General features: G+C 47.7%; 23 protein-coding genes. 8 read left to right on the top strand and 15 right to left on the bottom strand.

The window, feature by feature from the left end; all coding sequences use genetic code 11:
* The first annotated feature begins 103 nt into the window (after positions 1–103).
* The 4 genes from ACO0KV_RS06250 (at position 104) to ACO0KV_RS06265 (ending at position 3341) form a co-directional block, all read left to right on the top strand.
* Positions 104–481 carry a TraR/DksA family transcriptional regulator gene (locus ACO0KV_RS06250; RefSeq protein ID WP_423040993.1) on the top strand — a complete coding sequence of 126 codons (378 nt, stop codon included), beginning with the start codon at positions 104–106 and terminating at the stop codon, positions 479–481.
* A gap of 240 nt (positions 482–721) precedes the next feature.
* Positions 722–1939: an NO-inducible flavohemoprotein gene (gene hmpA / locus ACO0KV_RS06255; RefSeq protein WP_423040995.1), complete on the top strand. Its 1218-nt coding sequence runs from the start codon at positions 722–724 to the stop codon at positions 1937–1939.
* 167 nt (positions 1940–2106) lie between these two features.
* Positions 2107–2571: an RrF2 family transcriptional regulator gene (locus ACO0KV_RS06260; protein WP_423040997.1), complete on the top strand. Its 465-nt coding sequence runs from the start codon at positions 2107–2109 to the stop codon at positions 2569–2571.
* Between the two features lie 74 nt (positions 2572–2645).
* On the top strand, positions 2646–3341 hold the full coding sequence (locus ACO0KV_RS06265; RefSeq protein ID WP_423040999.1) for a substrate-binding periplasmic protein: 696 nt from the start codon (positions 2646–2648) through the stop codon (positions 3339–3341).
* Positions 3342–3509: 168 nt separating this feature from the next.
* On the opposite strand, the gene ACO0KV_RS06270 is transcribed toward ACO0KV_RS06265, so the two are convergent.
* From ACO0KV_RS06270 to ACO0KV_RS06290, 5 genes are all read right to left on the bottom strand, one after another.
* Entirely contained in the window at positions 3510–4931 is a 1422-nt protein-coding gene (locus ACO0KV_RS06270; protein ID WP_423041001.1) for a DHA2 family efflux MFS transporter permease subunit, read from the bottom strand.
* A gap of 146 nt (positions 4932–5077) precedes the next feature.
* Positions 5078–7903, bottom strand: a complete 2826-nt coding sequence (locus ACO0KV_RS06275; protein WP_423041003.1) for an ATP-binding protein — start codon at positions 7901–7903, stop codon at positions 5078–5080.
* Positions 7904–7958: 55 nt separating this feature from the next.
* Positions 7959–8675, bottom strand: coding sequence for a hypothetical protein (locus ACO0KV_RS06280; RefSeq protein WP_423041005.1), 717 nt, complete (start codon positions 8673–8675; stop codon positions 7959–7961).
* Positions 8672–10024, bottom strand: coding sequence for a hypothetical protein (locus ACO0KV_RS06285; protein ID WP_423041007.1), 1353 nt, complete (start codon positions 10022–10024; stop codon positions 8672–8674). The genes ACO0KV_RS06280 and ACO0KV_RS06285 overlap by 4 nt, the downstream gene beginning before the upstream one ends.
* A 294-nt stretch (positions 10025–10318) precedes the next feature.
* The gene (locus tag ACO0KV_RS06290; protein WP_423041009.1) at positions 10319–10651 is read right to left on the bottom strand and encodes a hypothetical protein; all 333 of its coding nucleotides are present in this window, start codon (positions 10649–10651) and stop codon (positions 10319–10321) included.
* A 204-nt stretch (positions 10652–10855) separates the two neighbouring features.
* Between ACO0KV_RS06290 and ACO0KV_RS06295 the strand changes: the two genes are divergently transcribed.
* On the top strand, positions 10856–11248 hold the full coding sequence (locus ACO0KV_RS06295) for a GFA family protein (protein ID WP_423041011.1): 393 nt from the start codon (positions 10856–10858) through the stop codon (positions 11246–11248).
* A gap of 112 nt (positions 11249–11360) precedes the next feature.
* Here the strand turns inward: ACO0KV_RS06295 and ACO0KV_RS06300 are convergent, their stop codons facing one another.
* The 5 genes from ACO0KV_RS06300 to ACO0KV_RS06320 form a co-directional block, all read right to left on the bottom strand.
* Positions 11361–12026, bottom strand: coding sequence for a cupin domain-containing protein (locus ACO0KV_RS06300; RefSeq protein ID WP_423041081.1), 666 nt, complete (start codon positions 12024–12026; stop codon positions 11361–11363).
* 65 nt (positions 12027–12091) lie between these two features.
* Positions 12092–12571, bottom strand: coding sequence for a hypothetical protein (locus ACO0KV_RS06305; RefSeq protein ID WP_423041013.1), 480 nt, complete (start codon positions 12569–12571; stop codon positions 12092–12094).
* Positions 12572–12575: 4 nt separating this feature from the next.
* A complete protein-coding gene (locus ACO0KV_RS06310) occupies positions 12576–13718 on the bottom strand; it encodes an MGDG synthase family glycosyltransferase (RefSeq protein ID WP_423041015.1) in 1143 nt (380 codons plus the stop codon).
* 203 nt (positions 13719–13921) lie between these two features.
* A complete protein-coding gene (pdxH, locus tag ACO0KV_RS06315; RefSeq protein WP_423041017.1) occupies positions 13922–14557 on the bottom strand; it encodes a pyridoxamine 5'-phosphate oxidase in 636 nt (211 codons plus the stop codon).
* A 61-nt stretch (positions 14558–14618) separates the two neighbouring features.
* Positions 14619–15152 (bottom strand): hemerythrin domain-containing protein, encoded by a 534-nt coding sequence (locus ACO0KV_RS06320; RefSeq protein WP_423041019.1) that lies wholly within the window; start codon positions 15150–15152, stop codon positions 14619–14621.
* Positions 15153–15265: 113 nt separating this feature from the next.
* Here ACO0KV_RS06320 and ACO0KV_RS06325 point away from each other — a divergent pair, with 113 nt between their 5' ends.
* Positions 15266–16090, top strand: coding sequence for a tRNA threonylcarbamoyladenosine dehydratase (locus ACO0KV_RS06325; RefSeq protein WP_423041021.1), 825 nt, complete (start codon positions 15266–15268; stop codon positions 16088–16090).
* Between the two features lie 243 nt (positions 16091–16333).
* Positions 16334–16840, top strand: a complete 507-nt coding sequence (locus ACO0KV_RS06330) for a chemotaxis protein CheW (protein WP_423041023.1) — start codon at positions 16334–16336, stop codon at positions 16838–16840.
* Positions 16841–17006: 166 nt separating this feature from the next.
* Here the strand turns inward: ACO0KV_RS06330 and ACO0KV_RS06335 are convergent, their stop codons facing one another.
* The 4 genes from ACO0KV_RS06335 to ACO0KV_RS06350 all read right to left on the bottom strand — a co-directional run bounded on the left by ACO0KV_RS06335 (position 17007) and on the right by ACO0KV_RS06350 (position 23255).
* Entirely contained in the window at positions 17007–17786 is a 780-nt protein-coding gene (locus ACO0KV_RS06335) for an energy transducer TonB (RefSeq protein WP_423041025.1), read from the bottom strand.
* Between the two features lie 388 nt (positions 17787–18174).
* Positions 18175–19215, bottom strand: a complete 1041-nt coding sequence (locus ACO0KV_RS06340; RefSeq protein ID WP_423041027.1) for a GMP reductase — start codon at positions 19213–19215, stop codon at positions 18175–18177.
* Between the two features lie 278 nt (positions 19216–19493).
* Positions 19494–20429, bottom strand: a complete 936-nt coding sequence (locus ACO0KV_RS06345; protein ID WP_423041029.1) for a metallophosphoesterase family protein — start codon at positions 20427–20429, stop codon at positions 19494–19496.
* 201 nt (positions 20430–20630) lie between these two features.
* Positions 20631–23255 (bottom strand): heavy metal translocating P-type ATPase, encoded by a 2625-nt coding sequence (locus ACO0KV_RS06350; protein ID WP_423041031.1) that lies wholly within the window; start codon positions 23253–23255, stop codon positions 20631–20633.
* A 68-nt stretch (positions 23256–23323) separates the two neighbouring features.
* On the opposite strand from ACO0KV_RS06350, the gene ACO0KV_RS06355 reads away from it, so the two are divergent.
* Positions 23324–23776, top strand: a complete 453-nt coding sequence (locus tag ACO0KV_RS06355; RefSeq protein WP_423041033.1) for a MerR family transcriptional regulator — start codon at positions 23324–23326, stop codon at positions 23774–23776.
* 63 nt (positions 23777–23839) lie between these two features.
* Here ACO0KV_RS06355 and ACO0KV_RS06360 read toward each other — a convergent pair whose 3' ends face one another.
* Positions 23840–24949, bottom strand: coding sequence for an alkene reductase (locus ACO0KV_RS06360; protein ID WP_423041035.1), 1110 nt, complete (start codon positions 24947–24949; stop codon positions 23840–23842).
* Positions 24950–25029 lie beyond the last annotated feature (80 nt).

Below are 25029 nucleotides of genomic sequence, written 5' to 3' on the forward strand. Positions count from 1 at the left end.
CATGTTAGCCTTTGGAACTCACTCACAATTCTCATATGCCAATGTTAGCCATTGGACTTGATCTTGCATTGAGTTCTTTTCTATGAAGTCTCAAGGGAAAAATATGAGCCTCAATCTCGCACAGCAAGCAACATTAAAATCAACGTTAGACACGTTGGAGCAAAAAATTCAGGCGGAATTGCGCCAGCACAATCCTCAACAGCTCGACCATCAGAGTGGCGAAGGCGATGGTGTTATCACTGATGTGCTCAATCATGATGCCATGTCTCAATTCTTGCATGAGCATGCGGAATGGCAGTCTTTACAGCGAGCACAAGCACGTCTGAGTGAAAACATCGCCGATGTCTGTTGTGAATGCGGTGGTCCCATTCCATTTAATCGCTTAGAGGTAGAACCTACCGCCGAGCGATGTATTCAATGTCAGGCAGCGCTCGAGGCAAATGATCAACGTCTACATTTGAATCCTCACGCAAGCTTGTAGCCATTCTCCGACTTCTCACTACTATACAAATAAAATGCTTGGGGGCACGCGCTGAAACGAGTAAAAGCGACGTGCGCGCCACAGGGTACTTTCGCGTTCTTTTAAAGGTGTATTGAAAATACATTTTAAATCGGATATGATGCTAAGCATGCGCTCAGGCAAGATGTGGTCAATGATGCCGCTGACTCGGTCGTCGCTTACATTAAAAGATGTATTTAAAATATATTTACAAGGTTTATTATGTTAGATTCCTCTATACGCGAATTGGTGAAGTCAACCGTACCAGTCCTCAAGGAAAGCGGTGTGGCATTGACGCGCCATTTTTATGCTCGCATGTTCACGCATAACCCTGAGCTCAAACCAGTGTTTAATCAAACGAGCCAACAAACTGGACGGCAGCAGCAAGCATTGGCGATGGCGGTACTTGCTTATGCCGAGCACATCGATCATCCGGAGGTATTAGAACCCGCCTTACGACTGATCGCGAATAAGCATGTCAGTCTCGGGATTCGTGCAGAACACTACGCTATTGTTGGTAAGCATTTATTAGCGTCAATTAAAGAAGTGCTGGGTGATGCTGCTAGTGATGCGCTGATTGCCGCTTGGGCTGCCGCTTATGGTCAACTAGCAGATATATTGATAACGCAAGAGCAGATGATCTATCAACAGGCGGTCAATCAGAATGGCGGGTGGAGTGGCTGGCGTAGTTTTAACGTTGCGGAAAAAGTGATTGAAAGTGACGAGATTACTTCGTTTTATCTCAGTCCTGCAGACGGTGGCAAAGTGCCTACCTATTTACCGGGGCAATATATTTCGGTCAAATTACCTATTCCATCACTTGGCGTCAGTCAGGCGCGTCAATACAGTCTGTCAGCAGCCCCTGGAAAAGACAGCTTGCGGATTTCCGTCAAACGCGCGCAGGGGAATGGTTTGCAAGCTGATGGATTGGTTTCGCAGCAGCTTCATGATAATGTGAAAGAGGGCAGTCTGATCGATGTCGCGCCACCAATGGGCGATTATTTCTTGCATGAAGATCGCAACACCCCCGTCGTGTTGATTAGCGCGGGGGTCGGCATCACACCCAAGGTATCGATGCTCGAGCACCTGGCTGAAACACATTCGACACGCCAGATTGTCTTTATTCACGCTTGCCGCCATGGCGGTGTTCATGCATTTAAGCGACAACTTCGACAATTGAGTGCTGAACATCCTTTCCTTAAGACGTTGATCTATTACGAAGTGCCGAGAGAACAAGATGTACTCGAGGTTGATTACCAGGCTAGCGGACGGTTAAACTTAGAAGAGATTGCATCTGTTTGTTTGCTTCCCGGCGCCGATTATTATGTATGCGGCCCAGTACCATTCATGCAGGAGCAAATCGGTACACTAAAACGACTGGGTGTTGATGCTGGAAAAATTTATGCGGAGGCTTTTGGCAGCGGGGGCGTTGCGGCATAATTGTTTGTAGACGAGAGACACGATGTTGTTATCATCGTGTTTTTTTGCCATCAGCGCTGTACGCTAATTGTGTTTCGGTATTGGGTTCTCTGGTTTGCTGATGTCTGCATGCCAGTTTTAATGAGACAATAACGTACCAGTTCTGCGAACTTCAAGAATAGCAACTTATGCAACTTACCCACTTTACCGATTTAGGCCTGCGCGTCCTGATTTATTTGACATATCCTGACCGTACAGAGCCGGTGACCATTTCTGAAATTGCATTGCAGTTCAATGTCTCTCGTAATCATTTGGTTAAGGTAGTTCATTTTTTAGCACAGCAGGAATGGATTGTGACGACACGCGGTAAAGGGGGCGGGATGGCATTGGCGCAGCCCGTGCAAAAATATAAGTTGGGACATCTTATTTCGACCCTGGAGGGCCATGTCGAATTAATTGATTGCGCTAAACCCGCCTGTGGACTGAAAGGAAATTGCCAACTTAAACGTATACTCGATCAGGCACAGAAAAGCTTTTATGCGGTACTTGATGGCTACACATTGCGAGATGCAGTCGCAACCCCAACACGCGAGGCGATTATTAGTCTGCATCAATTGCGCTTGAACACCATAGTCGCATCTCAAATTCATTGATATACTCATCCTTATATTGATAAGATCTTAGTGTAAAGATGTTGAAACCCATATTGTTTCTTCTGGCAATATCAATGAGCGTTGCCGCAAAATCAGAAACATTTCGCATCGCATATTATGACGGCGGAGATGCACCATTTGTCTACACAACAGCAGGCAAAGTTACGGGTATTTTTCCAGAGGTGATGTCAGCAATTGCTCATCAAAGTGGCGACCAACTAGAGGAGCAGGTTCTTCCTATTAAACGCGTACTCCAGGCGTTTGAAATGGGCATCACTGACATCGAAGTGGGTGTCAATCCAAAATGGCGCAGTACATCATCGGTACCAGGTTTATATAGCGATCCATTTGTGACGGTGAATGATATTCTTTGCTATCGCCCTGGTGAAAGACGAAAGCATGAATCCGTTACTAGCTTTAAAGGTGAAACGATAGGCGTGATCGCTAACTATAGCCATCCGGAATTTGACGCATCGTTTGCCAACGGAAGCATTAAACGCGCTGATATTTATACCAATCCCAGTTTGCTGACCATGCTAAAAGCAAATCGTTTTAACCAGATCATCATCAGTCAATATGTGAAGCAATATTGGACTAAAGTCGATGCTGGAAAATACAATTGCGAAGAGGGACGCTACGTACAGTCAAGCGATATTATGCTCCGAGTCCATCCAAGTAAAGCGCATGCGCTGCCACGTCTGAATGCAGCAATTGAAGCCCTGAAAAAGAATGGCGAATTGAATGCGATATTAAAACGTAACGTCAACTGATGTCACGTGTTGAAAAAAAGGGACGCTCTTTTATTAATGCGAGTCGCCTTTTTTATTCGAATATGAATGACATACTCGTGTCTCATCCATATGCACTTCTCAAGAAAATGCCTGTCTGTCATCAGAAATCGTTGTTTGTCCAACCAACCCAGATTGCCGTGCGACGATTTATGCCCCACCTTTGCTGACACTTTCACCATCTTCTGGACGCAGCGTCCAGAAAGTGATTGACGACAGTAGCGTCATGATGCCCAGAGTTAAAAAGGCATTGTGCAATGCATTGGTGACAGCGATTTTGTCTGATTGAGGTAGGCCGCTCAGATACCAGGCTGTCATTAACGAGCCGCAGGCCAGACCAAAACTCATGGACATTTGTTGTAGCGTGCTGGCAATCGTACTGGCCATACTGGAATCTGCAGGTTTGATATCGGCATAAGCCATCGAATTCATGCTGGTAAATTGCAGAGAATTAAAAAAACCTTGTGTCAGACTCAGAAGCACGATCACATACCATTGTGTCGCTGGCGTAACCAGAGAAAAAGTACAAATCGTGACGCCGATCATTAACGTATTGACGATCAGCACTTGTCGATATCCAAAACGTCGCAATACCCGGCTGGCAATTAATTTCATGAACATCGCTGCGGCAGCGGCGGGCATCATCAATAATCCTGACTGCCAGGCAGGCAGATTGAGTCCCAATTGATATAGTAACGGCAGCAGAAAAGGCAAACCACCAAGTCCAAGGCGTGTAATAAATCCACCCACCACGGATACCCGGAAAGTGCGGACCGTAAATAATTGCAATTTCAGCAGCGGCGTAGTCGTGTGCTGCGAGTGCCAGCCATACCAGCCAAGCAAGCACAATGACAGCACAAACAACGATAAAGTTAATGTTGCCGAAATCGAATGTTCACCAAAAATTTCTAGTAACCAGGAGAGTAGTGCCGCGCCTGTGCCAAACAGAATTAATCCTTTCACATCCAATGGACGTGCCACTTCGCCATAATAATCCGGCATATGACGATGGATTAAGTATTGCGCTGCCAGACCGACCGGAATATTGACAAAGAAGATAATCCGCCAAGATAGCCAATGTACAATTAATCCACCGACAGTCGGGCCAAGTAGCGGTCCAATTAACGCCGGAATAATCACAAAATTCATCGCAGTGAGTAATTCTGATTTGGGAAACGTTCTCACAATAGTCAGTCGCCCAACGGGCATCATCATTGCGGCGCCCATCCCTTGCAGTATGCGTGCCGCGACCAGCATGGGTAAGTTAAGCGAGAGACCACATAAGGCAGATGAGAGGGTAAATATAGCTACTGCCAGACTAAATACCCTGCGTGTACCAAACTTATCAGCAATCCAGCCACTGACCGGAATACCAACCGCCAAGCTTAAAATGTAACTTGTGACGACGGCTTTAAGACTTAATGGCGTGACTTGTAGACTCTGTGCCATAGCAGGCACTGCTGTATTGATAATCGTCGAGTCTAATTGCTCCATAAAAAGGGCAATAGCGACAACCCAAGGCAGATATTTTTTTACGGTAGCAGTTTGCTCGACGGTAGCGGGGATAGACATAGATGCGGTGGAAAACTATGTAAAGTCTGCATGATAACACTGCTATCGCGGCAAGTTTGATGATTGCCGTTGAGGGGGAGGGGCAGTGCCAAGGGATGTCCGTTGGTTTTGTGTTTAACCTGACGTCACCCCGTCGACACCTTGTTTTATGCCCGCTCTTTTGTTTTTTCCGTTTTCCGTTGCAAGACAAAAATAGGCTGCGCCCATTCAGTATCTTTTTTCTTTTTGCTCGTAATCAGTGTTAGTTCAGATGGGTCGTAGACATCAGTGTTATGTGTCAATGGTGTCGTCATCAAATATTGTGCATCGGTATTTTTGAGGAATTCGCCAACCAACTGAATATTACGAATATCCAGATGGGCAAACGGTTCGTCAATGAACACAAAGCCGCCGGAGCCGTCTTCAGACTTGAGCAATCCGATCAGCAAAATCAGCGATTTCATGACCTGTTGACCACCGGATGCCTCACCGTCGTTCATGCCGATCGGACCTTTGCCATCGAACTTGAAGCGAACATGCAAACCCGCCTGTGCCAGTTGAATATCGTCATTTTCTAACTTGACCGGATCGGTGTGGACTTCGATGCCAGCTAATTCACCGAGCTGTTTGATATTTTTACTATACGACTTAATCGTGAAGCGTAGTCTGTCCATATACGCAGCGCGTGCATTGACGGTCGCTTCGATAGCGCGGTTATTCTGGTAACGACGCTCGTCGGTTTCGGCCTGGCGTCCCTGCAATAAGGTATTTAAACGTGTGTATTGGTCCACCACGGTCGCATCGGTCTCCCAGTCATCACGCGCTAAATTGTTACTCAGGCTGCGGATGCGCAGTTCGATCTGGTGGACGTTTTCATGCTCGGCGACGAGCTCTTTGCGGTGCGAGCTGCGTTTCCAGTTGGGTGGTAATGTCTGCCACGTCGTACGCATAGTACGCAGTGTTTCAAACTGTGTTTTACGTTCTTCAGCATGACGTTTTTCTGAGGTGCGTAATTGGTTTTCGGCATCGGCAATCGCCGCTTTGGCTTGTTCCCATTTTAAGTGAGAAATTGAACGTCGTTCTGTCGCTGCTTTCAGTAATGGCGCCAATTCACCAAGTCGGCTACCGACTTCAATACGCTGCTGTTTGAGTGGCTGGGTGTTACGGGTGGCCTCTTCAAACTCTGCATGCCGAGCATTTAATTCTTTTGCCGCATCGACACCAGCTAGTCGCGCTTTGTAAGCACTGATTTCACCCGCGAGTTTGCTGATGTTCATCGTCAGCACATCTTCTTGCGATTGCAGACGCGGTAAGGATTTCAGCAGCGCTTCGAGACGTTGTGTACGGCCTGCGTTACCAAAGCGGTAGCGCGACACATCCACAAACAAGGAGCGGCCTCCACGGCGCTCAAAATGATAAGCGTCTGGTGTAATCCATTCTTGAGAGCGTGGTAGCTTCATGCCCGCTTCAATCGAAGCGACGGTATCAATACGTTGTAATTGTTCGATCAGCCATCCAGGTGCTTGTGCGGTGAAGTTCACTACCGACAGTAAGCTGTGGTCTTTCACGATCGGAGCACTGATACGATCGGGGACGATGAAGTGGCTATATTTTTGTTTTTCACCAATCCGGTAAGCAGCAGTAGCGTCACTTGCTTTATCGAGCAGGATCACGGATGTATAACCGCGCAATACGCCTTCGACCGCGCCTTGCCATTGCGGATCGGTGACTTCGACAATATCGGGCAGCATGCAATGCTCAATATTCGCTTCTTTGAGTGCACGTCGCATTTGCCGGACGTTTTCCGGATCGGGTAAACTCGATTTGCCCTGAAGCGCAGCGATCGTGTCCATCTCGGCGGCAATACGCTGGCTCAGGCTATCGCGTTCAGTTTTTTGACGAGAAAGTTCAGCTTCTTTTTTTTCTAGATCGTCGGCAATTGTGGCGACATCTGCATCCGCTTCTGCCGCTAATTTTTGCAGACGCGCTTTTTGTTCTAATAAGCTTTCTTGCGGTTTAAGTTTGGCATTGATGTGCGACAGTTTTTCGCGCAGTGCCGATTCTTCTGATTCTAATGCGGCTTCCGCTTGCTTTGCTTCGGTGACGAGTTGAGCTTGTTGGGCGAGATGTTGACGTCGCTCTGATAAGGCCTCATCTTGTGTTTTCAGAAAACGTTTAGAGGCGCGTAACGAATGGCTGGTCGCGTTCGCTTTTTCCAGATCCTCATGGTATTGCAGGGTCGGTAAAATCTCTTCTTGCAGGTCACGTTTTTCTTTGCTCAGACTTTCGTATTGATGGTAGTTCGCGACTTTGAGGCGCAAACCTTCCAGATTCGCTTTTGCTGCTTCGAGCTCTGTCTCAAAGCGTTGCAATTCGGTTTCTGTATCGCGTTGATGGCGCTTAGCGTCGTCATAGGCATCGAGCACCTCTTTATCGCCAAATACCTGAAATACCAGGTCAAGTAATTGGCGTGGTGCGTATTCGCAGAGCTTATCGGTTTCACCTTGTTCTAGTGCCAGTACTTTTCCCATGGCGTTAGACAGGCCCGCATGAGATAACCGTTTGCGATAGCTTTCGACACCTAGCCAGTCATTGGCTTCTGTGACTTCTTCAATTTCAACTTTGCCACCGCGCATCAAGTATTGACGCTTCCAGTCGCCACCATTTTTTTCAATCTTACAAAATAAGGTCACTTCATCATCATACAAGCCTGACATACGGAAAGGGCGATTCGATATCTGCGGACCCACGGCACTGTTATCGACGACAGAGCGTATCCACGCAGTCTGCTGCCCAGAATGTCGTGCATAGTGCTTATACGAACGTCCCATTGAGCATTCGAGACCGAACAAGGTACGTAAGGCGTCGAGCAGCGTCGTTTTGCCAGAACCATTCTGACCGGCGATGGTGATGATCTTGGCATCGAGCGGAATATTTTTAATCCGCTGCCAGTAATCCCAATGAACCAACTCTAACGATTTAATATGAAACATGGTGTGTATTCTTTTGTCTGGTGAACGTTGCTAAGCATAGAAAACCGATTGCACATCACTCGGGATCGGGCACTGCTTCTTCATTGCTTCGCACATCGTCATCTGTAGCGATATCCGTAGCGGTAGCGATCACAGCGGGTGTACGTGGCGCTGGAAGATGGAAAATATCCGATAGCGCACCGTTAATGATGCGGTCTTTCAGCGTGTCGGTGTCCATCAAGAGATCGAGTAACGGTCCCTCTAAAATCATATCGCCTTTACGTTCAATAAAACCAACCCTGGCCAGCTGGCCCAGGTTCATATCCATGCGGGTTTTTTTGCCGAGTTTGTCGCCGAAATCAGCCAGCAATGCACGATAAGAAATACCAATCGATGTATCTTCGGCACGTGGCAACGGCTTCTCTTTACCGAACATATCGTTTTGATCTTCTTCTGCCAGTTGATGGGCTTCCTGCCTTTCGCGTTTTGGCAAGATGATCAGTGACCACAATACAACTAATAGCGCAACGCCATCCCTTGCCAGTCCGAAATTATTGTTCTGCCAGGTTTCTTTCGTACCAAACACTTTCGACTCACTATCGCGAGTAAGTGCCAATGTGACGTAGTCCGCATAGACGTTATCGATGAATTTCATACCGCAGGCTTTGAGCCGCGTATCTAATTCAGTCCGGAAAATCTCATCTGACAAGGCACGTTTAACGAGCTTATCTTCACGACGCAAGGTTTGGTGCGCCAACAGGCGGGCGATCAGAATTTGTGCATCTTCAGTCATGGTGTTTCTCTGTTTGGTACGGATGAAGCGACGACTGCCGGATCTATGTCGTGGCGGGTGCTGATACTCAGACTGGCAATAGACATTGCCGCGATATGCGGATCATTAAGCTTTTGCATTTTGTCCTTGGAATTGAATACCAGGGGGAGTCGTGCCAGCGTACCTGTCGCGCCTTGTAATGCAGATTCATTGGCGTCGCCAAGGAGTGGCAACATCGAAGCACGGTAAGAGGCAATCGCAAAATTGGCTGGCAACAAAATATCTTGCAGAGCGATGGATTTTTCTTTCACATCGGTCTTATCTAATAAACCAAGCCAGTGGTCTAGTTCATGCAAAGCGTCGCTCTCATCATTGGCAACAGAAATCGCGTTTTCGCCGACCGGTAACGCGCCTGCAATTGCCGACACACGATGGCTCAATAATTCACTTTCGGCGACATCGATCATTTCCGATGGCGTGATAAACAACGGTGTGACTGGCTGCGCCAAGGCGTCGTCTGCTAGTGCAGCGAGGTCATCCTTTTGTAGTAACCAAGTTTTAATATCGGTGGTCGATAAACCAGATTGTCCCAGATGCACGCGCTGACGCTCGATCTGATTGAGTGCCCGTGAAAACATCCCTTGCATATTCAATAGCGCACTCTGGGCACGGCCAATCGCTTGTGCTGCACGATGGGTCGCAGCGTCAGCACGTTCATCATGCGTAATGGCATGAATAATCTGTGAGCCTTTTTCAACCCAGTCACAAGCAGTATGCCATTTTTGCTGCGCTGCGCGGAGCTGAAATTCAGAGCCTGAGGCGATCGCATCTGAGAATTCTTCTGTCAGCTCAATCAGGCGTCCCAGAAGATGATGTAATTGCTCAACTGAGACACCACCAACCGCTTGCGCACCAGCGACCTGAGTCAGCATATAGCTCATTTCTGCCTGGTCGTTGTTTTCTTCGACTTGTAACAATGACTCCACGGCCGACAGAACATTACGCGCCGTTGGTGCGATCCTGTAGACCGATTGACTCGCATCCCAGATGAGTAGTCCAGTCGAACGTAGCCGCGCAAGGACCGTTTCGAGTGCCTCGGGTTCCAGATAACCGAGCTTCGCATTGATGTCGGCGCGGGTCAGGGATGGAGAATCAACGTCAGCTGTCAGCTCGCGCAACACCAGTAGACGTAACAAGACACCGTTAAACCCACCATGAAACAAGGCTGTGAAAGCCTGAAGCACAGGCTGGCCACGTCTCAACGGAAAAACGGCGGAAACGTCATCGGGAGAAATACCAGTTTTAAAATACGTCTGCAGAGCGAGGTCATCCTCATTCTGTGCGTGGGTGTCGTCACTAAAATTTTGCATGCGGCATTTTACCTTCTTGCTGGCAGCTTGAGTATTGTCTAAAAATTAATTTTATAAGGTTTCAGGACATGCCGAAATTTACGTAAGACAAGTTTAGCGAGAGGATGTGTATGTGTGATATGTTTTTGGTAATAAAAATGATGATTTTGATCAGAAATAGAGATTGCAACATGTCATCGCTGAAGGCAGACTCATTGTGGCGTCAGCCGTCGATATTGGGGATTCATCAACGGTCATTGATTGATGCCGCATCAGCAATGGCAAGAAACACTGCTGCGATAGCGTATCCGCGCCCTATTCGAGAAATCTGTGTGTATATGGATACGTCACTAGGCGTTGATACAGCTTGTCACGATCTTCTGCACTGGCAAGAATGAAGCGTTCAACGGCTGCCTTGGGAACGCGGTAATAACGGCGGCGGTTTTTGCGCATATCTAAGGCGCGCCAGCCACGATGACTAAGCCATTGCCATTGCTCGTTATCAATCGGGACGAGTAATTGCATTTTTAAGGTATTGAGCACGATAGTACTTCCGAGCGGTGGTTTTGCGCCGGTGGGTGGAGAACATCGGATTTGACGGATACGAAATAAAGTGCGTAAGCTATCTTTGATTCTGAAGTAGAACATGGTCGATATCGTCTGCAGTCATTTTGGGGAAATGCAGTGTAGGAGGCATACCGCCAGCAAGCTGTAATTTTTTGTAAATTTACAAATATTTAACAGTCATTGTGCTGCTCTTAATTTTCCGTTGAAAGCCTTCGGAAGGCGTCGAAAGTTGTTAATATTTAGAAAATATCAACAGCAAATTTTTTCTGATTGAGGAGTCTTTGAATGACGTATGTCACGTCCGAACAACCAGGACTAGAAGGTTCTTGCCACTGCGGTGCAGTACGCTTAATGCTGCCTTCGATACCAGAAACAGCAATCGCGTGTAATTGCTCGTTATGTCGGCGTCTTGGCGCTCTGTGGGCGCGCTATCCGTTTGGTTCTGTGCGCATCGAGGGGCATCCTGAGCACACGAGCAACTACGTGTGGGGAGACAAGACGCTGAAAACAATTCGTTGCAACTACTGCGGATGTGTGACTCATTGGGAGCCCATCGATGGTGAGCTGGGAACAAGCCACGGCATTAATTTACGCAATTTTGATCTTAGGTTACAAGAGCAAGTCAAGGTGCGCTATTTTGATGGTGCGGACACGTGGACGTTCATTGATACTGAATGACAGTGATGATGCTAGATGCCGACGTATGCACTGCGTCTATAGCACGCGCTGTCTTGGCTGAGATGCCGTAGAACTATTTTTTGTTTCATTTGGAACTTGTGATTTCTAATTTCTAATGATGGGGCAGAGGTAGGTGTCCAGTTTTAACGAGAATCAGACAACCTTGTTCACTCGAGGGCACATGTGAACTCATGTGTGGACTTCTGATCCATGTGCCAGCAGGATAGTCTCCCATTTCATCCTGAAATACTCCTTCCAGAACAAATATCTCTTCACCACCAAAATGCTTGTGCATATTAAATTGCGTGCCACGTTGCCATCTCACCATTGCGGTATGACTGGTACCGAAATCAGACAAGGGAAGAACTGATAGTCCTAGGACTGTACCCGGACACCAGACAGCGTTCGTTGTACTGAGAACGACTCGCTCTGTATCGTTGATGTCCAGATGCCGCAATTTGACGAGGATGGTGCAGCCACCAACGGTAAACGGCGCGTGGGATGAGCCGGGTGGATTTTTCACATAGGTACCTGGGCCGTAGGTGCCGAATTCATCGTTAAAGTCACCCTCGAGGACTAAAAACTCCTCACCTAATGTATGTTCATGCGTAAAAAATTGCACCCCAGCTGCATAGCGTACGAGGGATGTCGCACGGGCAATTTCATCGCCGTCCCGCTCAATTAGTTTTCGTTGAACGCCTGCCACAGGAGAGTCTGTCCAAGGCAAGTCCATTGTTTGTACGACAGCGCGAGCTGAATAATCTGCATGTAGTTTCATCATAACGATGATTGTACCGATTAACTGATAAATTTGTTGAGGGTCTCCAATTGTTGGTGACCAGTTTATTTCTGTGGGCGAAATGAATAGTAGAACAGCAACGCAGCAATGAGGCCACCAATCCAGTAATCAACAGGCGTACCCCACATCCAGTGATGATGCCATTTCACGATCTCAGGATTAAACCGCTCTAAGCCAAAGGCAGGATTGAGAGCAAACCATAAAAAATCTTCAACAATCCAGAACTCAATCACACAGGAAATGACTCGGGCCTGTAGTTTGAGTGTCCACGCCTCACCAAAGAAAAACGGAAAATGAAAAAACATGGCAATGAACGGAAATACCCACGCATGGTAGCCAGTCATTGCCCGTCCTCCCCAAAATAAATCTAGTAACCAGTGTTTTTCAATACGCCACGTCGGCAGATTGGCTCCCCAACCCGCGGCCCCTTCAATCTGAATTTCTACTTCCGAGAAAAAAATCGCAAGTAAGGCGACCCACATGAACGTGAGAAAAAATGCTCTGATAGGATGTGGCTGAGACATGGGACTAATCTTTAGGTTTGATAGGGGAATTCAGAACGAAAGAGACAACATCAGCAGCGGCATTTGGTTTTCCTAAGGCGATCGCCGCGGCGCGCATTGTCTGGAGTTTTTTGGGGTTGGATAAAAGTAGTTCAAGGCGGTAAGCAAGGCTCAGATCATCATAGGCTTTGAGTGCAACACCTTGCTCTAATAAGTAATCCGCATTGCGTTCTTCCTGCCCAGGGATCGGCGAGTTAACGATCATGGGCAATCCCATTGCCAGACATTCCGAGGTAGTGAGCCCCCCTGGCTTAGTAATGACCAGATCAGAGCAGGCCATGAGGCGCTCAACCTGATCCGAAAAGCCAAGAGCGACAAGTCTGCCTGGTAGTTCTAGCATCATCGCTTGTAACGCCTTGAGGGCAGATAGGTTTTTACCGGCAAGTACAATTAATTGAAAATCGACTTTTAATGCCAATAGTCGTTGTGCAACCTGATCAAGACCACCTAACCCAGCGCCACCACCCATCAATAATACCGTTGGTTTCGCGGGATCCAACCCAATTTCTGTGGCACAGATTTGTCGCGTTGGCTGCCGGGTAAATGTGGGCATTACTGGTATGCCAGTGATATGAATAAGTTGTTCAGGGATGCCGCTCAATCGCATCCGCTGCGCAATCTCTTCATTCGCTGCAAAGTAGCCGGACATGTGTTCGTGGATCCACATCCGGTGCAAATCAAAATCGGTTACTTGTACCCAGACTGGACAATGTAGACGTTTTTTGTAGATCAAGCGTGAAAGCATCTCTGCTGGCAAAAAATGGGTGCAGATAATAGCATCGGGTGTAAACTCTGCGATAGCCCGCAGGAGCGGGCGCGCATTGAGGCGCTCCGCGCTACGGCGCAGCTTCTCCATCGTACTATCCGGCTGCGCGTCATTGGTTGCGTGGTACAGATAGCCCCATAAAGTGGGCGCTTTGTTGATAAGTTTAATATAGAAGTCGGTATAGATTTTTCGAAATCCTGCCGTCACAAAATCCATGACATCAAGATGACATACCTCCAAATCCTCGCTGCGCTGTAAAGCACTGATATGTATTGCCTCAGCAGCACGTTGATGCCCTGCACCTGCAGAAACACTCAATAGCAAGATTCTTCTTTTACCCATAAAATGCCGGTAAGTACATAAAGCGCAGAGAATAACATGATGTCTATGTCGCCAAGCATGTGGTTTGGTAACAGGGAGTTTCTATAAAATGACCGTTGTATGACACTACTCTGAAAGAAGTTCTTTTTTGCCTACGCACAAAAAAATACCGCCCAATTTCAATTGAAATGGACGGTAACGATGATGCTATCGGCTCAGAGCGTTTATGGCTGTAGGCGACCTATCGACCAGCTACCATCCGCATTCCGTGTGTAGACAATCCGATCGTGCAAGCGCGAACTGCGACCTTGCCAGAACTCGATTTTTTCAGGCACGAGTCGATAACCGCCCCAATGTTCAGGACGTGGCGGCTGGTCGCCGTACTTTTCCAACACCGCGACTAGTTGATCTTCTAATGCGGCACGATGAGGAATCGGGCGGCTTTGCTGTGATGCATGCGCTCCATGGCGGCTACCGAGTGGGCGGCTATGAAAATAGGTATCATTTTCTTGGGCAGAGATTTTTTCAATTTTGCCTTCAATACGTACCTGACGTTCGAGCGCCGTCCAGAAAAATAGCAGTGCCGCATACGGATTTTGTGCAATATCATTGCCTTTTGCGCTGTCATAGTTGGTGAACCAACAAAAACCGCGCGGATCAAATTCTTTGATTAATACAATCCTTGATGAAGGGCGTCCTGCGGCGTTGACGGTTGATAAACTCATCGCGTTCGCTTCTGCCACATCAGCCTGTAGTGCCTGATCAAACCAAGTGGCAAATTGTTGAATAGGATCTGCAGCAACATCCGTTTCGGACAGGCTCGCTTGTTGATAATCTTTGCGGATATCAGCGATAGACATAGGTTTCCTTAAAATAATCAGCTTAAAATCATCTGCTGTCAGTGATGCAATGTCTTATTTCTTATGCGGTAATACCGCGGCGTGCTTGCATCGCTGCGCCCAATTTTTTCATTTGCTCTTCGTTGAATAAACGTGCTGCCATCGGTGCGATTTGCGTCTCTTCGATGCGCATGTGTTCTTCATATAGAGCGGTAAATTCTTCAACATCCGACGCAGACAAATCTGCACCTTCACCATCTTCAATTTCTTGCAGCTGTGTTTCTAACACTTTCCACTGTTGCCCCATCTGCCCGTGCTGCTGCAGAATTTGTGCCGTCAATGCGTTCAATAATGTTGCATCATCGCCAACGGCAGTTGCCGCTAGTTCGGGTAATAGATCAATTTCCTCATCATCGTGATGCTGCGGAGCAGCTTTACGGAAGTAGCGCAACACCGCTTTTGCTGCATGTTGTGCGTCTTCATCAATCCCGAGATCGTTAAGGTGACTGACCAGTTTCTCCATCGTCGCTAGTTGCTTACGAATACGGTCATGACAATGTTTTAACACTGCTAACGGCTGATCAAAGCCAGGTGCACTGTCGAATAAGGTATTCATGCTGACTCCCTTTGGAGAGGTTAATCTCATTATGCTATACACATTTTAACGCTACTTGCGACACATCAATCGCCGTCTTGTAAAATGACGGGTAATTCTTAAATAAGCTCATTATGCAACAAAATTCAGATATCGATTTTGAACGCCGTTTTGGCGGCATTGCCCGGTTGTACGGTACTGCCGCTCTGGAACGTTTTAAACATGCCCATGTATGTGTCATTGGTGTTGGAGGTGTTGGTTCCTGGGTAGTCGAAGCCCTGGCGCGTAGCGCGATTGGTCAAATTACGATGATTGACCTTGATAACGTGGCTGAGTCGAATATTAATCGACAGATTCAGGCCAATAGCGAGACCTTAGGCAAAGCGAAAGTCACAGCCTTGTCCGAACGAATCGCATTGATTAATCCTTTTTGTCAAGTGACAGAGGTCGAGGATTTTGTCAGCCCCGACAACCTTGAGGCGATGATTGGGGTAACTCAATTTGATTACGTCATTGATGCAATTGACAACGTCAAAGCGAAAACAGCATTGATTGCGTATTGCCGCCAACACGCAGTGCCGCTGATCACTATTGGTGCAGCAGGTGGTCAGACCGACCCAGGAAAAATCGAGATTCGCGATCTTTCTCGTACTGAGCAAGAGCCTTTATTGGCGTTGGTTCGCAAGCGTCTCCGACAAAATCATGGCTTTCCTCGTGGCTCAAAGACCAAGTTCGGGATCGATGCGGTGTTCTCGATGGAAGTGCTGACGATGCCCGAAACCGCAGAGGTCTGCGAAGTGAGTCCCGCTACGGAGCTTGGTCACGATGCCGAAACGACCAGTACGCAAGGGGTGACAGGGCTCAATTGTGCGGGGTTTGGCTCATCGATTGTTGTTACCGCGTCGTTTGGAATGATGGCAGCGGCTTATGTGTTGCGACAGTTGGCGGGAATGAAGTAATGCGACAAAAAAACGGTGAGACCACGATATTTTCGTTAGGGACCTGTTGCAAACGGAAAATAAGTTGAGGATCAACCCCGTCAATTGTTAGCTTGTGTTTCCTGTGGGCATGATTATGTTAGCCTTTGTGTTAGATTGTAGTCCAAGGTTGTCTTACTGCTTGTGTCGATGAAGTCTGGTTCCTGAACTGATTCCTTAACATGTTAAGTACAACATCATTTCATTATTTTAGGAGAAATCGCCATGAGCGAATTTGATCTCGCTTCGCCAACCGCTGACAGTCAGCAACAATTTCAACCTCAGATTGATCAAGAGTTTCTGGCATTTCGTCTTGGTACTGAAGAATATGGCATCCATATCTTGCAAACGCAGGAAATCCGCAATTACGAAACGTTGACACGTATTGCTAATGCGCCAGATTACCTCAAAGGGGTCATGAATTTGCGCGGTGTTATCGTGCCAGTGATTGATATGCGTTTGCGTTTTAATACTGGGGCGGATAATTTTGACGACTCGACGGTCGTTATTGTGCTCAATATCAAAGGCAAGGTAATCGGAATGATCGTCGACAGCGTTTCAGATGTCGTGACATTGTCCTCAACAACGATCAAACCAGCACCTGAGCTTGGATCGACTTTTTCAACCGATTATTTGTTGGGCTTGGGGGATATCGAAGGTCGGATGATTATTTTACTTGATATCGAAAAACTGATGTCTGGTCCTGAATTGGGTCTGATTCCCAATTCATAGTATAAGATCGTTCTCTACTCGTACTTTTGTACACAAATAAAGGCGAGCTCTGACGCCGGTGTAGACGCCTTTATTGCTAGTCCCTCGGAGCTAAAACAAGACATAAAATCCGTTTTGGCGAAGAGGGACTTTCAACTTTTTTAAGCGTACCTTGTTGCTCAGCGCTCTATTGATCGCCTTTGAAACTGAATTCGACCACGGCTGTTTGTGGATTAGGGATCGGCGCATATTTCCATTGCGATAAAGCACTAATCACTTCTTTCTCAAAAACTTTGGTCGGACGTGCTTTAAGAATTTCCACCTTTGAGACCTTGCCGTCAGTATCTATTTGAATCCGCGCACTGACAGTTCCTTCGCTGACTCCCGCTTTTGCGGCGCTGACGGGAAACTTTGGAGGGACGTTGTTCACTAATTTCAATACGACTCGCTCTGGCTCGGAATTGACTTTTGTTGCCAGCGGTACACTGGCAACTTGTGAAGGCGCCGCCGCAACAACGATAGGAGCTGGTTCAACTGGTTTGCTTTCCGTTGTTTTGGTGACCTGCGCTGCCGTTGATTGGCTAGGCGAAGAGTTGCCTTCATTTTTTATGCTCTGAGTTTTACCATCAGACGCGCGCTTTGCTTCGAGGATCTGTTTTTCTTTTGCTTCTTTTTGCTCTTTGGCCAGTTTTTCTTCTTGCGCTAATTGTGCCGCCGTTTTTGTGGAGGCCTGATCCATCCATTGCGTTACATCTGCTACTTTATTGTGGCTGATCGGATTTTTGACTAAACCGGTCGGTTGCGTTGAAGACGCCGGGGCACTGTTCGAAATTGCTGTTGGATTTGGCTCGTCGGCGGGTGTATTTTTGGAGCATGCTGTGATGATCGTTCCGATGCAAAGAACGCTGATCATCGAACCTAAAAGCTTATACTCGGTATACCAATTTTTCTTCACTACCTTATTCATATCTCTCCACATATAAATCGGTTGCTACTCATATTTTCAGCGGTCTTTTTCGATGCAAATGACGCTTGGCGATTACTAATTTTTACGGTACTAACAAAATCTCACACTTTGTCGAACCAAAAAAACACCCATGCTGACATGGATATCTGGCTATCGCAATATATTAAGCACCAAATTAGTCAGCTGAAGCTTGTTTTGTTGTATGAATAGCAGGAAGTATGCCAGGCACTAAAAGGAGCGATGCTGATTAACGCGAGGAGTTCGCCGAGAGTCGCTTTAGCGTTGACTAAAAAGCTGGGGGGATGAAGAAGTTGAACTGATGTTGCCACGTTTCACTTGAGACAGTGCTACGTGGCTTTGCATCAGATCAGAACGTATTGAAAGACGATCAGGACTTACCAAAAACTTCGTTGAGTTGCTGTGTGACGCGAATAAATGTTGTACGTTTGGTCAGCTCTTTCAACTTGTGTGCGCCAACATAGGTGCACGCAGAACGCACGCCACCGAGAATATCTTGCATACTCTGATCAACGGGACCGCGGTAGGGAATGAGTACTTCTTTTCCTTCTGAGGCGCGATATTTTGCGACACCACCCGCATATTTATCCATGGCAGCCCGACTGCTCATTCCGTAAAAGCGTTTAAACTTTTCGCCATTACGTTCAACTAGATCACCCGCACATTCATCGTGGCCGGCTAACATACCACCGAGCATAATAAAGTCGGCACCACCGCCAAATGCTTTAGCCAGATCGCCTGGGACGACACAGCCGCCATCAGCACAAATTTGACCGCCGAGGCCATGCGCTGCGTCTGCACATTCGATAATCGCTGATAATTGAGGATAACCTACACCGGTCATTTTACGCGTTGTGCAAACGGAACCTGGTCCGATTCCCACTTTGACGATGTCTGCACCGGCAAGGATTAATTCTTCGGTGATGTCACCCGTGACGACATTCCCAGCCATGATGGTGAGATGAGGATAGGTGGTACGGACTTTTTTGACGTAGTTGATAAAACCCTCGGTATAGCCATTCGCCACATCGATACAGACGTATTCGATGGCATTGTGCGCGCGCGTCATCACTGCTGAAAATTTTTCAAAATCAGTTTGCGTAATACCCATCGAATAAAACGCGGTCGATTTTTTTTGTAAACCAGTGAAGTAATTGACTAGTGTGTCCTCGTCGTAATGCTTATGCAATGCGACTGACAATTGATGCCCTTCTAACGCGGTCGCCATTTCGATGGTGCCGGTGGAATCCATATTGGCTGCAATAATAGGAATGCCACGATAGGTTTTACGTGAATGATGAAAGACAAATTCACGCTCTAAATCGACTTGGGAACGGGAGGTGAGGGTAGAGCGCTTGGGACGGATCAACACGTCTTTAAAATCAAGCCTCAGAGTTTCTTCAATATGCATAACGACTCCGTAATGCGTCTGGCGGACGCGGGAAGGAACAACTTAGACGAAAAGACGTACTAAGCTGTTGAGCCGTAGTTGATTATAGTCCTAAAAAAACGTATTCATTTATTTGAATTTGTAATACGCCACATCATCGCATTTATATATTCGCAGGCGAATTTCTAAGAGATGTTTTTAACGGTGTCTGAAGGAAGGTGATGCTTTCTTAATACCGGTACCGATGAGTCGATACGACTGTGAATAGCGAGTTTTAGCAGCGAGGAGAAAGCTGATCATCAGTGGCAGCTACCTTGACCCTTGTCGGTAAAGGTTGTGCCTGGAATAGGGATAAATTCCCATTCGTATGCTTTCTCATGCAAAGTTAGTTTGAGCACACCGTTAGCAGAGTTGCTACGAATTTCTGTTGTTAATTTTGGTAAAAACATCGGTGTTAATTTCGCACCGCCGGTACCCACGACAAAATTACGTATGCCATTTTTTTCGTCTTTATCACCCTCTTCGTTCATCGGCGCAAAGCGCTCGTAATCGTGATCATGACCACTCAAAACAATATCTGCTTTCGCTTGAGCTAACATTTTCCAGATTGGTTTCATATTGTCGTTGCTACCGTGGCCGCCGGAGCTGAAAGCTGGGTGATGCCAGAAGGCGAGGGTACAGGATTGTTTGTTTGTGCTAAGTTCTGTTTGCAACCAAGCGATCTGTTTTTGCATTTCCAGCTTATTCAGATTGCTGTTGAGCGAGACAACACGCCATGTGCCGAGCGATGTTGCATAGTAGCCCCGACGTTCCGGTCCGGCAATGTCACCGAAATAATTAAAGTAACCCAATGCTTTTGGCATGCCGTAGTCATGGTTGCCAGGAGAAGGTAACGTGCGCTCTTTAAAACGCCCCCAGGTTGGTTCATAGCAATTACTGAACTCTTCTGGTTGACCTACCGGGTAGGTATTGTCTCCCAGTGTGATGGCGATGGCATTTTTGTCTCCTTCCAAACCGTGGAAAATGATATCGGCAGTGCGGGCCGCGATACTCTGATCGGCGGGTGCTTTCTTGCATTCAGCAATGTCACCAGCAGCGTAGACAGTATACGTCGTTGCTTTTGAATTTGATTTTTTGGGAGTGATTTTGGGCGCAGTAACAGCGTCTGCTGCACCACTCAGCGGTGCGAGTACTAAAGTAGCAGAAGCAAAAATAAAAGCGAGTTGAGAGCGCATAAAGTTCTTTATAAGAGAAGAAAGCCAGCCAGGTAAGCTCATATTGAAGCTAAAAAGGCTGACATAATCAGCCCTCTATTTTACCGCTTTACAGTATTTTGTGCGTTGCCGCATAAATCAATCCTGAGGTAAAAATCAGAAAAATTGAAGTAGAAAACTAAGGATGCTGACAATGATTTCAGATTCAATTGCACATCCTGTTCAGAGTTTTAACGTGCGCAGTCGTAAAGCATTACTGATCACGGATACTGAACTCAGGCTCATGGCGGCACTGGCGACCATTGGACTGAGTAATATCCCTAGCCAAGGATACAGAATGCCGGCTGCGATAGGGACGCCGATCAGGTTATAGGCAAACGCAAAAAACAAATTTTGCCGGATATTTTTCATTGTGGCGATGCTTAGCTTGCGCGCTTTTGCGATACCACGTAAATCCCCTTTGACCAGCACGACCAGCGCACTGTGCATGGCAATGTCAGTTCCCGTCCCCATCGCAATGCCTACGTTCGCTTTTGCCAGCGCTGGCGCATCATTGATCCCATCCCCTGCCATTGCCACACGATGCCCTTGCTGTTGCAGCGTTGTGATAAAGCGAAATTTATCTTCCGGTAGCATATTGGCATGGAATTCATCGATGCGCAGCAGGTGGGCAACAGCCTCGGCAGCGGAGCTATTGTCACCCGTGAGTAAAATTACACGCATACCGAGCTGTTGTAATTGTGTGATCGCCGCGGCGCTATTTTCTTTGATGCGGTCGGCGATACCAAATAATGCGACGGCGCGCTGATCTATTGCCATCATCATGATGCTGTGACCATTGTTTTCAAGGGTACTCAGTTCTTTTTGAAAAACGCTGATATTGATACTTGCATCACTGATCAAGGCAGGTTTGCCGAGTAAAACGCGAACGCCGTCAATATGGGCTTCTACACCCTGTCCGGTGATCGATTTAAAATCACGCAGCACGGCTGTAGTGGCTGCGCTTGCTGGGAATTTTTGTCGGACAAAGTCGATAATCGCTGTGGCGAGTGGATGTTCACTTTGCTGTTCAATCGCAATCGCTAAAGCCATTATTTTTGTCGCATCTTCGTCAGGTGCCACATGGAATTCCTGTACCGTAGGTTTGCCTTCGGTAAGCGTGCCTGTTTTATCGATGACAAGGGTATCGATGTTGGCTAAGTGCTCTAAGGACTCTGCATTTTTGATTAAAATACCTTCGATGGCACCTCGACCGATACCCGCGGTGACTGACATCGGTGTTGCTAGGCCTAACGCACATGGACAGGCAATAATCAGTACCGAGACCGCAGCCATGAGGCCATTCGCTAGCGCTGGTGCGGGACCGAACCATGCCCATGCAGCAAAGGCGACAATCGCCGCTGCAATCACGATTGGGACAAACCAGCCTGCGACGCGATCCGCGAGTTGTTGAACGGGCGCGCGTGAGCGACTCGCCTGATTCACCATGTCGATGATCTTTGCCAGTAGCGTGTCTTTACCGACTTTTTCAGCTCGCATCGTTAGACTGCCTTGCTGATTGATCGTGCCAGCATGGACGATATCGTTCGCTGTTTTTTCGCAGGCCAGTGGCTCGCCTGTCAGCATGGACTCATCGACAAAAGAATGTCCGTCAATGACGACGCCGTCGACGGGTATATGTGTGCCAGGTTTGATTCGTAATATATTGCCTGTGATGACATCGGCGACAGCAAGTTCTTTTTCTGTACCATCAGGTGCGACTTGTATCGTTGTTGTTGGCGTTAGACCAAGCAACGCTTTGAGCGCTAAGTTCGTTTTTGAGCGCGCAGTCAATTCCATTACCTGTCCTAGTAACACAAGACTGATGATCACCGCTGCTGCTTCAAAGTATAAGGGCGTCATTCCCTGTATGGTAAAGGCATCCGGTAATGTGCCTGGAAATAAGAGGGCGAATGAGCTGAACAAGTACGCCGTTCCGGTGCCAACACCAATGAGACTGAACATATTTAGATGGCCAGTTTTAAACGATGCTATTGCCCGTTCAAAAAAAGGCTGTCCCAGCCACACGACGACGGGCGTTGCCAGCGCAAATTGCAGCCAGTCAAATACCGTCATGCCCAGCCACGCGTGGAAGGAAACGTGGGGTATCATGTCACCCATACTCAGGATCAGCAACGGGATACAGAACAGCAGACTGAGTTTAAAACGCCACCGCATATCATCAAGTTCGGTCGTGTCTTCTTCGGTGCTGGCTTCTTTTGGTTCCAGCGCCATTCCGCAAATCGGACAAATACCTGGGCCAACTTGTTCGATTTCGGGATCCATAGGGCACATGTAGATCGCATCTTTAGCGACGGGCTTGGGTGCTGGACGTTGCGCAGGATCGCGCCACGCTACAGGGTCTGCGTCGAATTTTTTTAGACACGATGCACAGCAAAAATAGTAGCGTTGACCAGCATAGTCGGTGTGGTGTGGGCTTTTCTCATTGACACGCATGCCGCAGACGGGATCCGTATATGCACCTGCTTGATCTTCCTGCATGAGCTCAATAATGCCTGACTTCGCTTCGCTAGTGGGCACTTTGTTAAGACCAATCACGCGTTTGGCTTTGACATAATCTGTTGGCGTAGCCGTAAATTTCTGTACACAGGAGGAGCTGCAGAAGTAATAAGCCACCCCCTGAAAACGGGCTGTTTTTTCGGTGCTTTTACTGACTTGCATGCCACAAACAGGATCGGTGTATTTTTTTTCTTCCAACGCTCCGGCGCCGCCCGTCGTGGACGTACTGCAGCAGCCCCCCTGATGTTGGCGAGCACTATCTTGAAGATTGCTATGTTGTTCGGTCATGATGCTTCCTCTACATGGTATTTACTCGTATCATAGACGCTGTACCTGACTACGGAGTCAAGAAGTTTATGCTGATAGCTAAACAAACATCTGATGATGATCAATATACGATAGGACAACTCGCCCAAGCGGCGGGAGTTGGTGTCGAGACGGTGCGTTATTACCAAAAGCGTGCCTTGTTGCCTATTCCTGTCGTCAATAGCGGTTTTCGGACGTATCCTTCCAGATTGGCAGATCGCATCCGGTTTATCAAACGTGCACAGGATCTGGGGTTTTCGTTGGATGAGATCGCCCATCTATTGCAGTTGGAGGATAGTCAGGACCGCGAAGCCATCCGGCACATCGCCAGCGAACGCCTGACGCAGGTGCGCGCGAAACTTGCTGATTTACAGAGAATGGAGTCGAGCCTGTCGCAACTCATTGAGCAATGCAGCACTTGTTCAACAGAAGTTGCATGCCCGATTATCCATGCACTGAGTACTCCAATGAGCGCAGACAAAAAAAGCATCTGTTCATACTGAATGGCGAGATGCTTTTTCTTTGCCGAGGGAGCGGCAATACGTCAGGTTTTGTTGATTGCTCGATTACACAACTGCTTGTGTCATCGTTGGGTAGTCTGTGTAACCTTTTTCTTCGCCACCGTAGAACGTTGTGCGATCAGGTTTGTTGAGTGTTGCACCTGCTGCAAAACGCTCTACCAGATCGGGGTTAGCGATATACGGACGACCGAATGCAACAGCATCTGCCAGACCGCTATTGATTAAGGCGTCAGCTTCTTCTGCCGTGTAACCACCGCAGCAAATCAATGTACCTGGGAATGCTTGACGTAATTGTTCACGGAAATGCGTAGTCAATTCTGCGCCGCCAGCCCAATCTGGTTCTGCGATGTGCAGGTAGGCAATGCCGCGCTTAGTGAATTCTTTTGCCAGATACAGCGCAATCGGTTCTGCTTCTGTATCGTGGATGCCGTGTGCGACAAAGTTGGGAGACATCCGAACACCGACACGGTCAGCACCGATCTCTGCAATGGCTGCGTCCACAGCTTCAAGTGTCAAGCGAGCACGATTTTCAAGGCTGCCACCATAAGCGTCTGTACGCACATTGCTGTTGGTGGACATAAATTGCTGCAACAAATATCCATTGGCGGCATGGACTTCAACCAAATCAAAACCAGCATTTTTTGCACGGATGGTTGCCTGACGATATTGATCAACGATGCCAGGAATCTCTTCTAAAGCTAAAGCGCGTGGTTCAGCTGTTTGAATATTTGCTGGTGTGCCATCTTTTTGAATCACAAAGCATTGGCTGTTAGCCGCAGTGATCGCTGATGCGGAAACAGGCGCTGCGTCATTTTCTTGCAGCAGATTGTGCGAGATGCGACCAACGTGCCATAACTGCAATGCGATTTTTCCGCCTTTAGCGTGAACCGCATCGACGACTGTTTTCCAGCCAGCTTGTTGCGCATCGGTATAGATGCCAGGTGTCCATGCGTAACCTTGCCCTTGACGAGAAATCTGGCTCGCTTCTGTGACGATCAGGCCAGCACTGGCGCGTTGCGCGTAGTATTCGACATTCAGCGCGCGTGGTACATCGCCCGGCTGACCTGCGCGTGAGCGTGTCAGTGGCGCCATCACAACGCGGTTGTTCAGATGTACGCTGCCTGCTTGAACGGGGGAGAGTAATTTGCTATACATAGTTATTCCTTAAAATTAGACCGGTCGCCTAGTTGTTGATTCAAAAAAATGGGCTACTGCCCATGTCCTGCGATGCATTG

The sequence above is a fragment of the Undibacterium sp. RuRC25W genome (assembly GCF_049339825.1).
Lineage (GTDB): Bacteria > Pseudomonadota > Gammaproteobacteria > Burkholderiales > Burkholderiaceae_D > Undibacterium.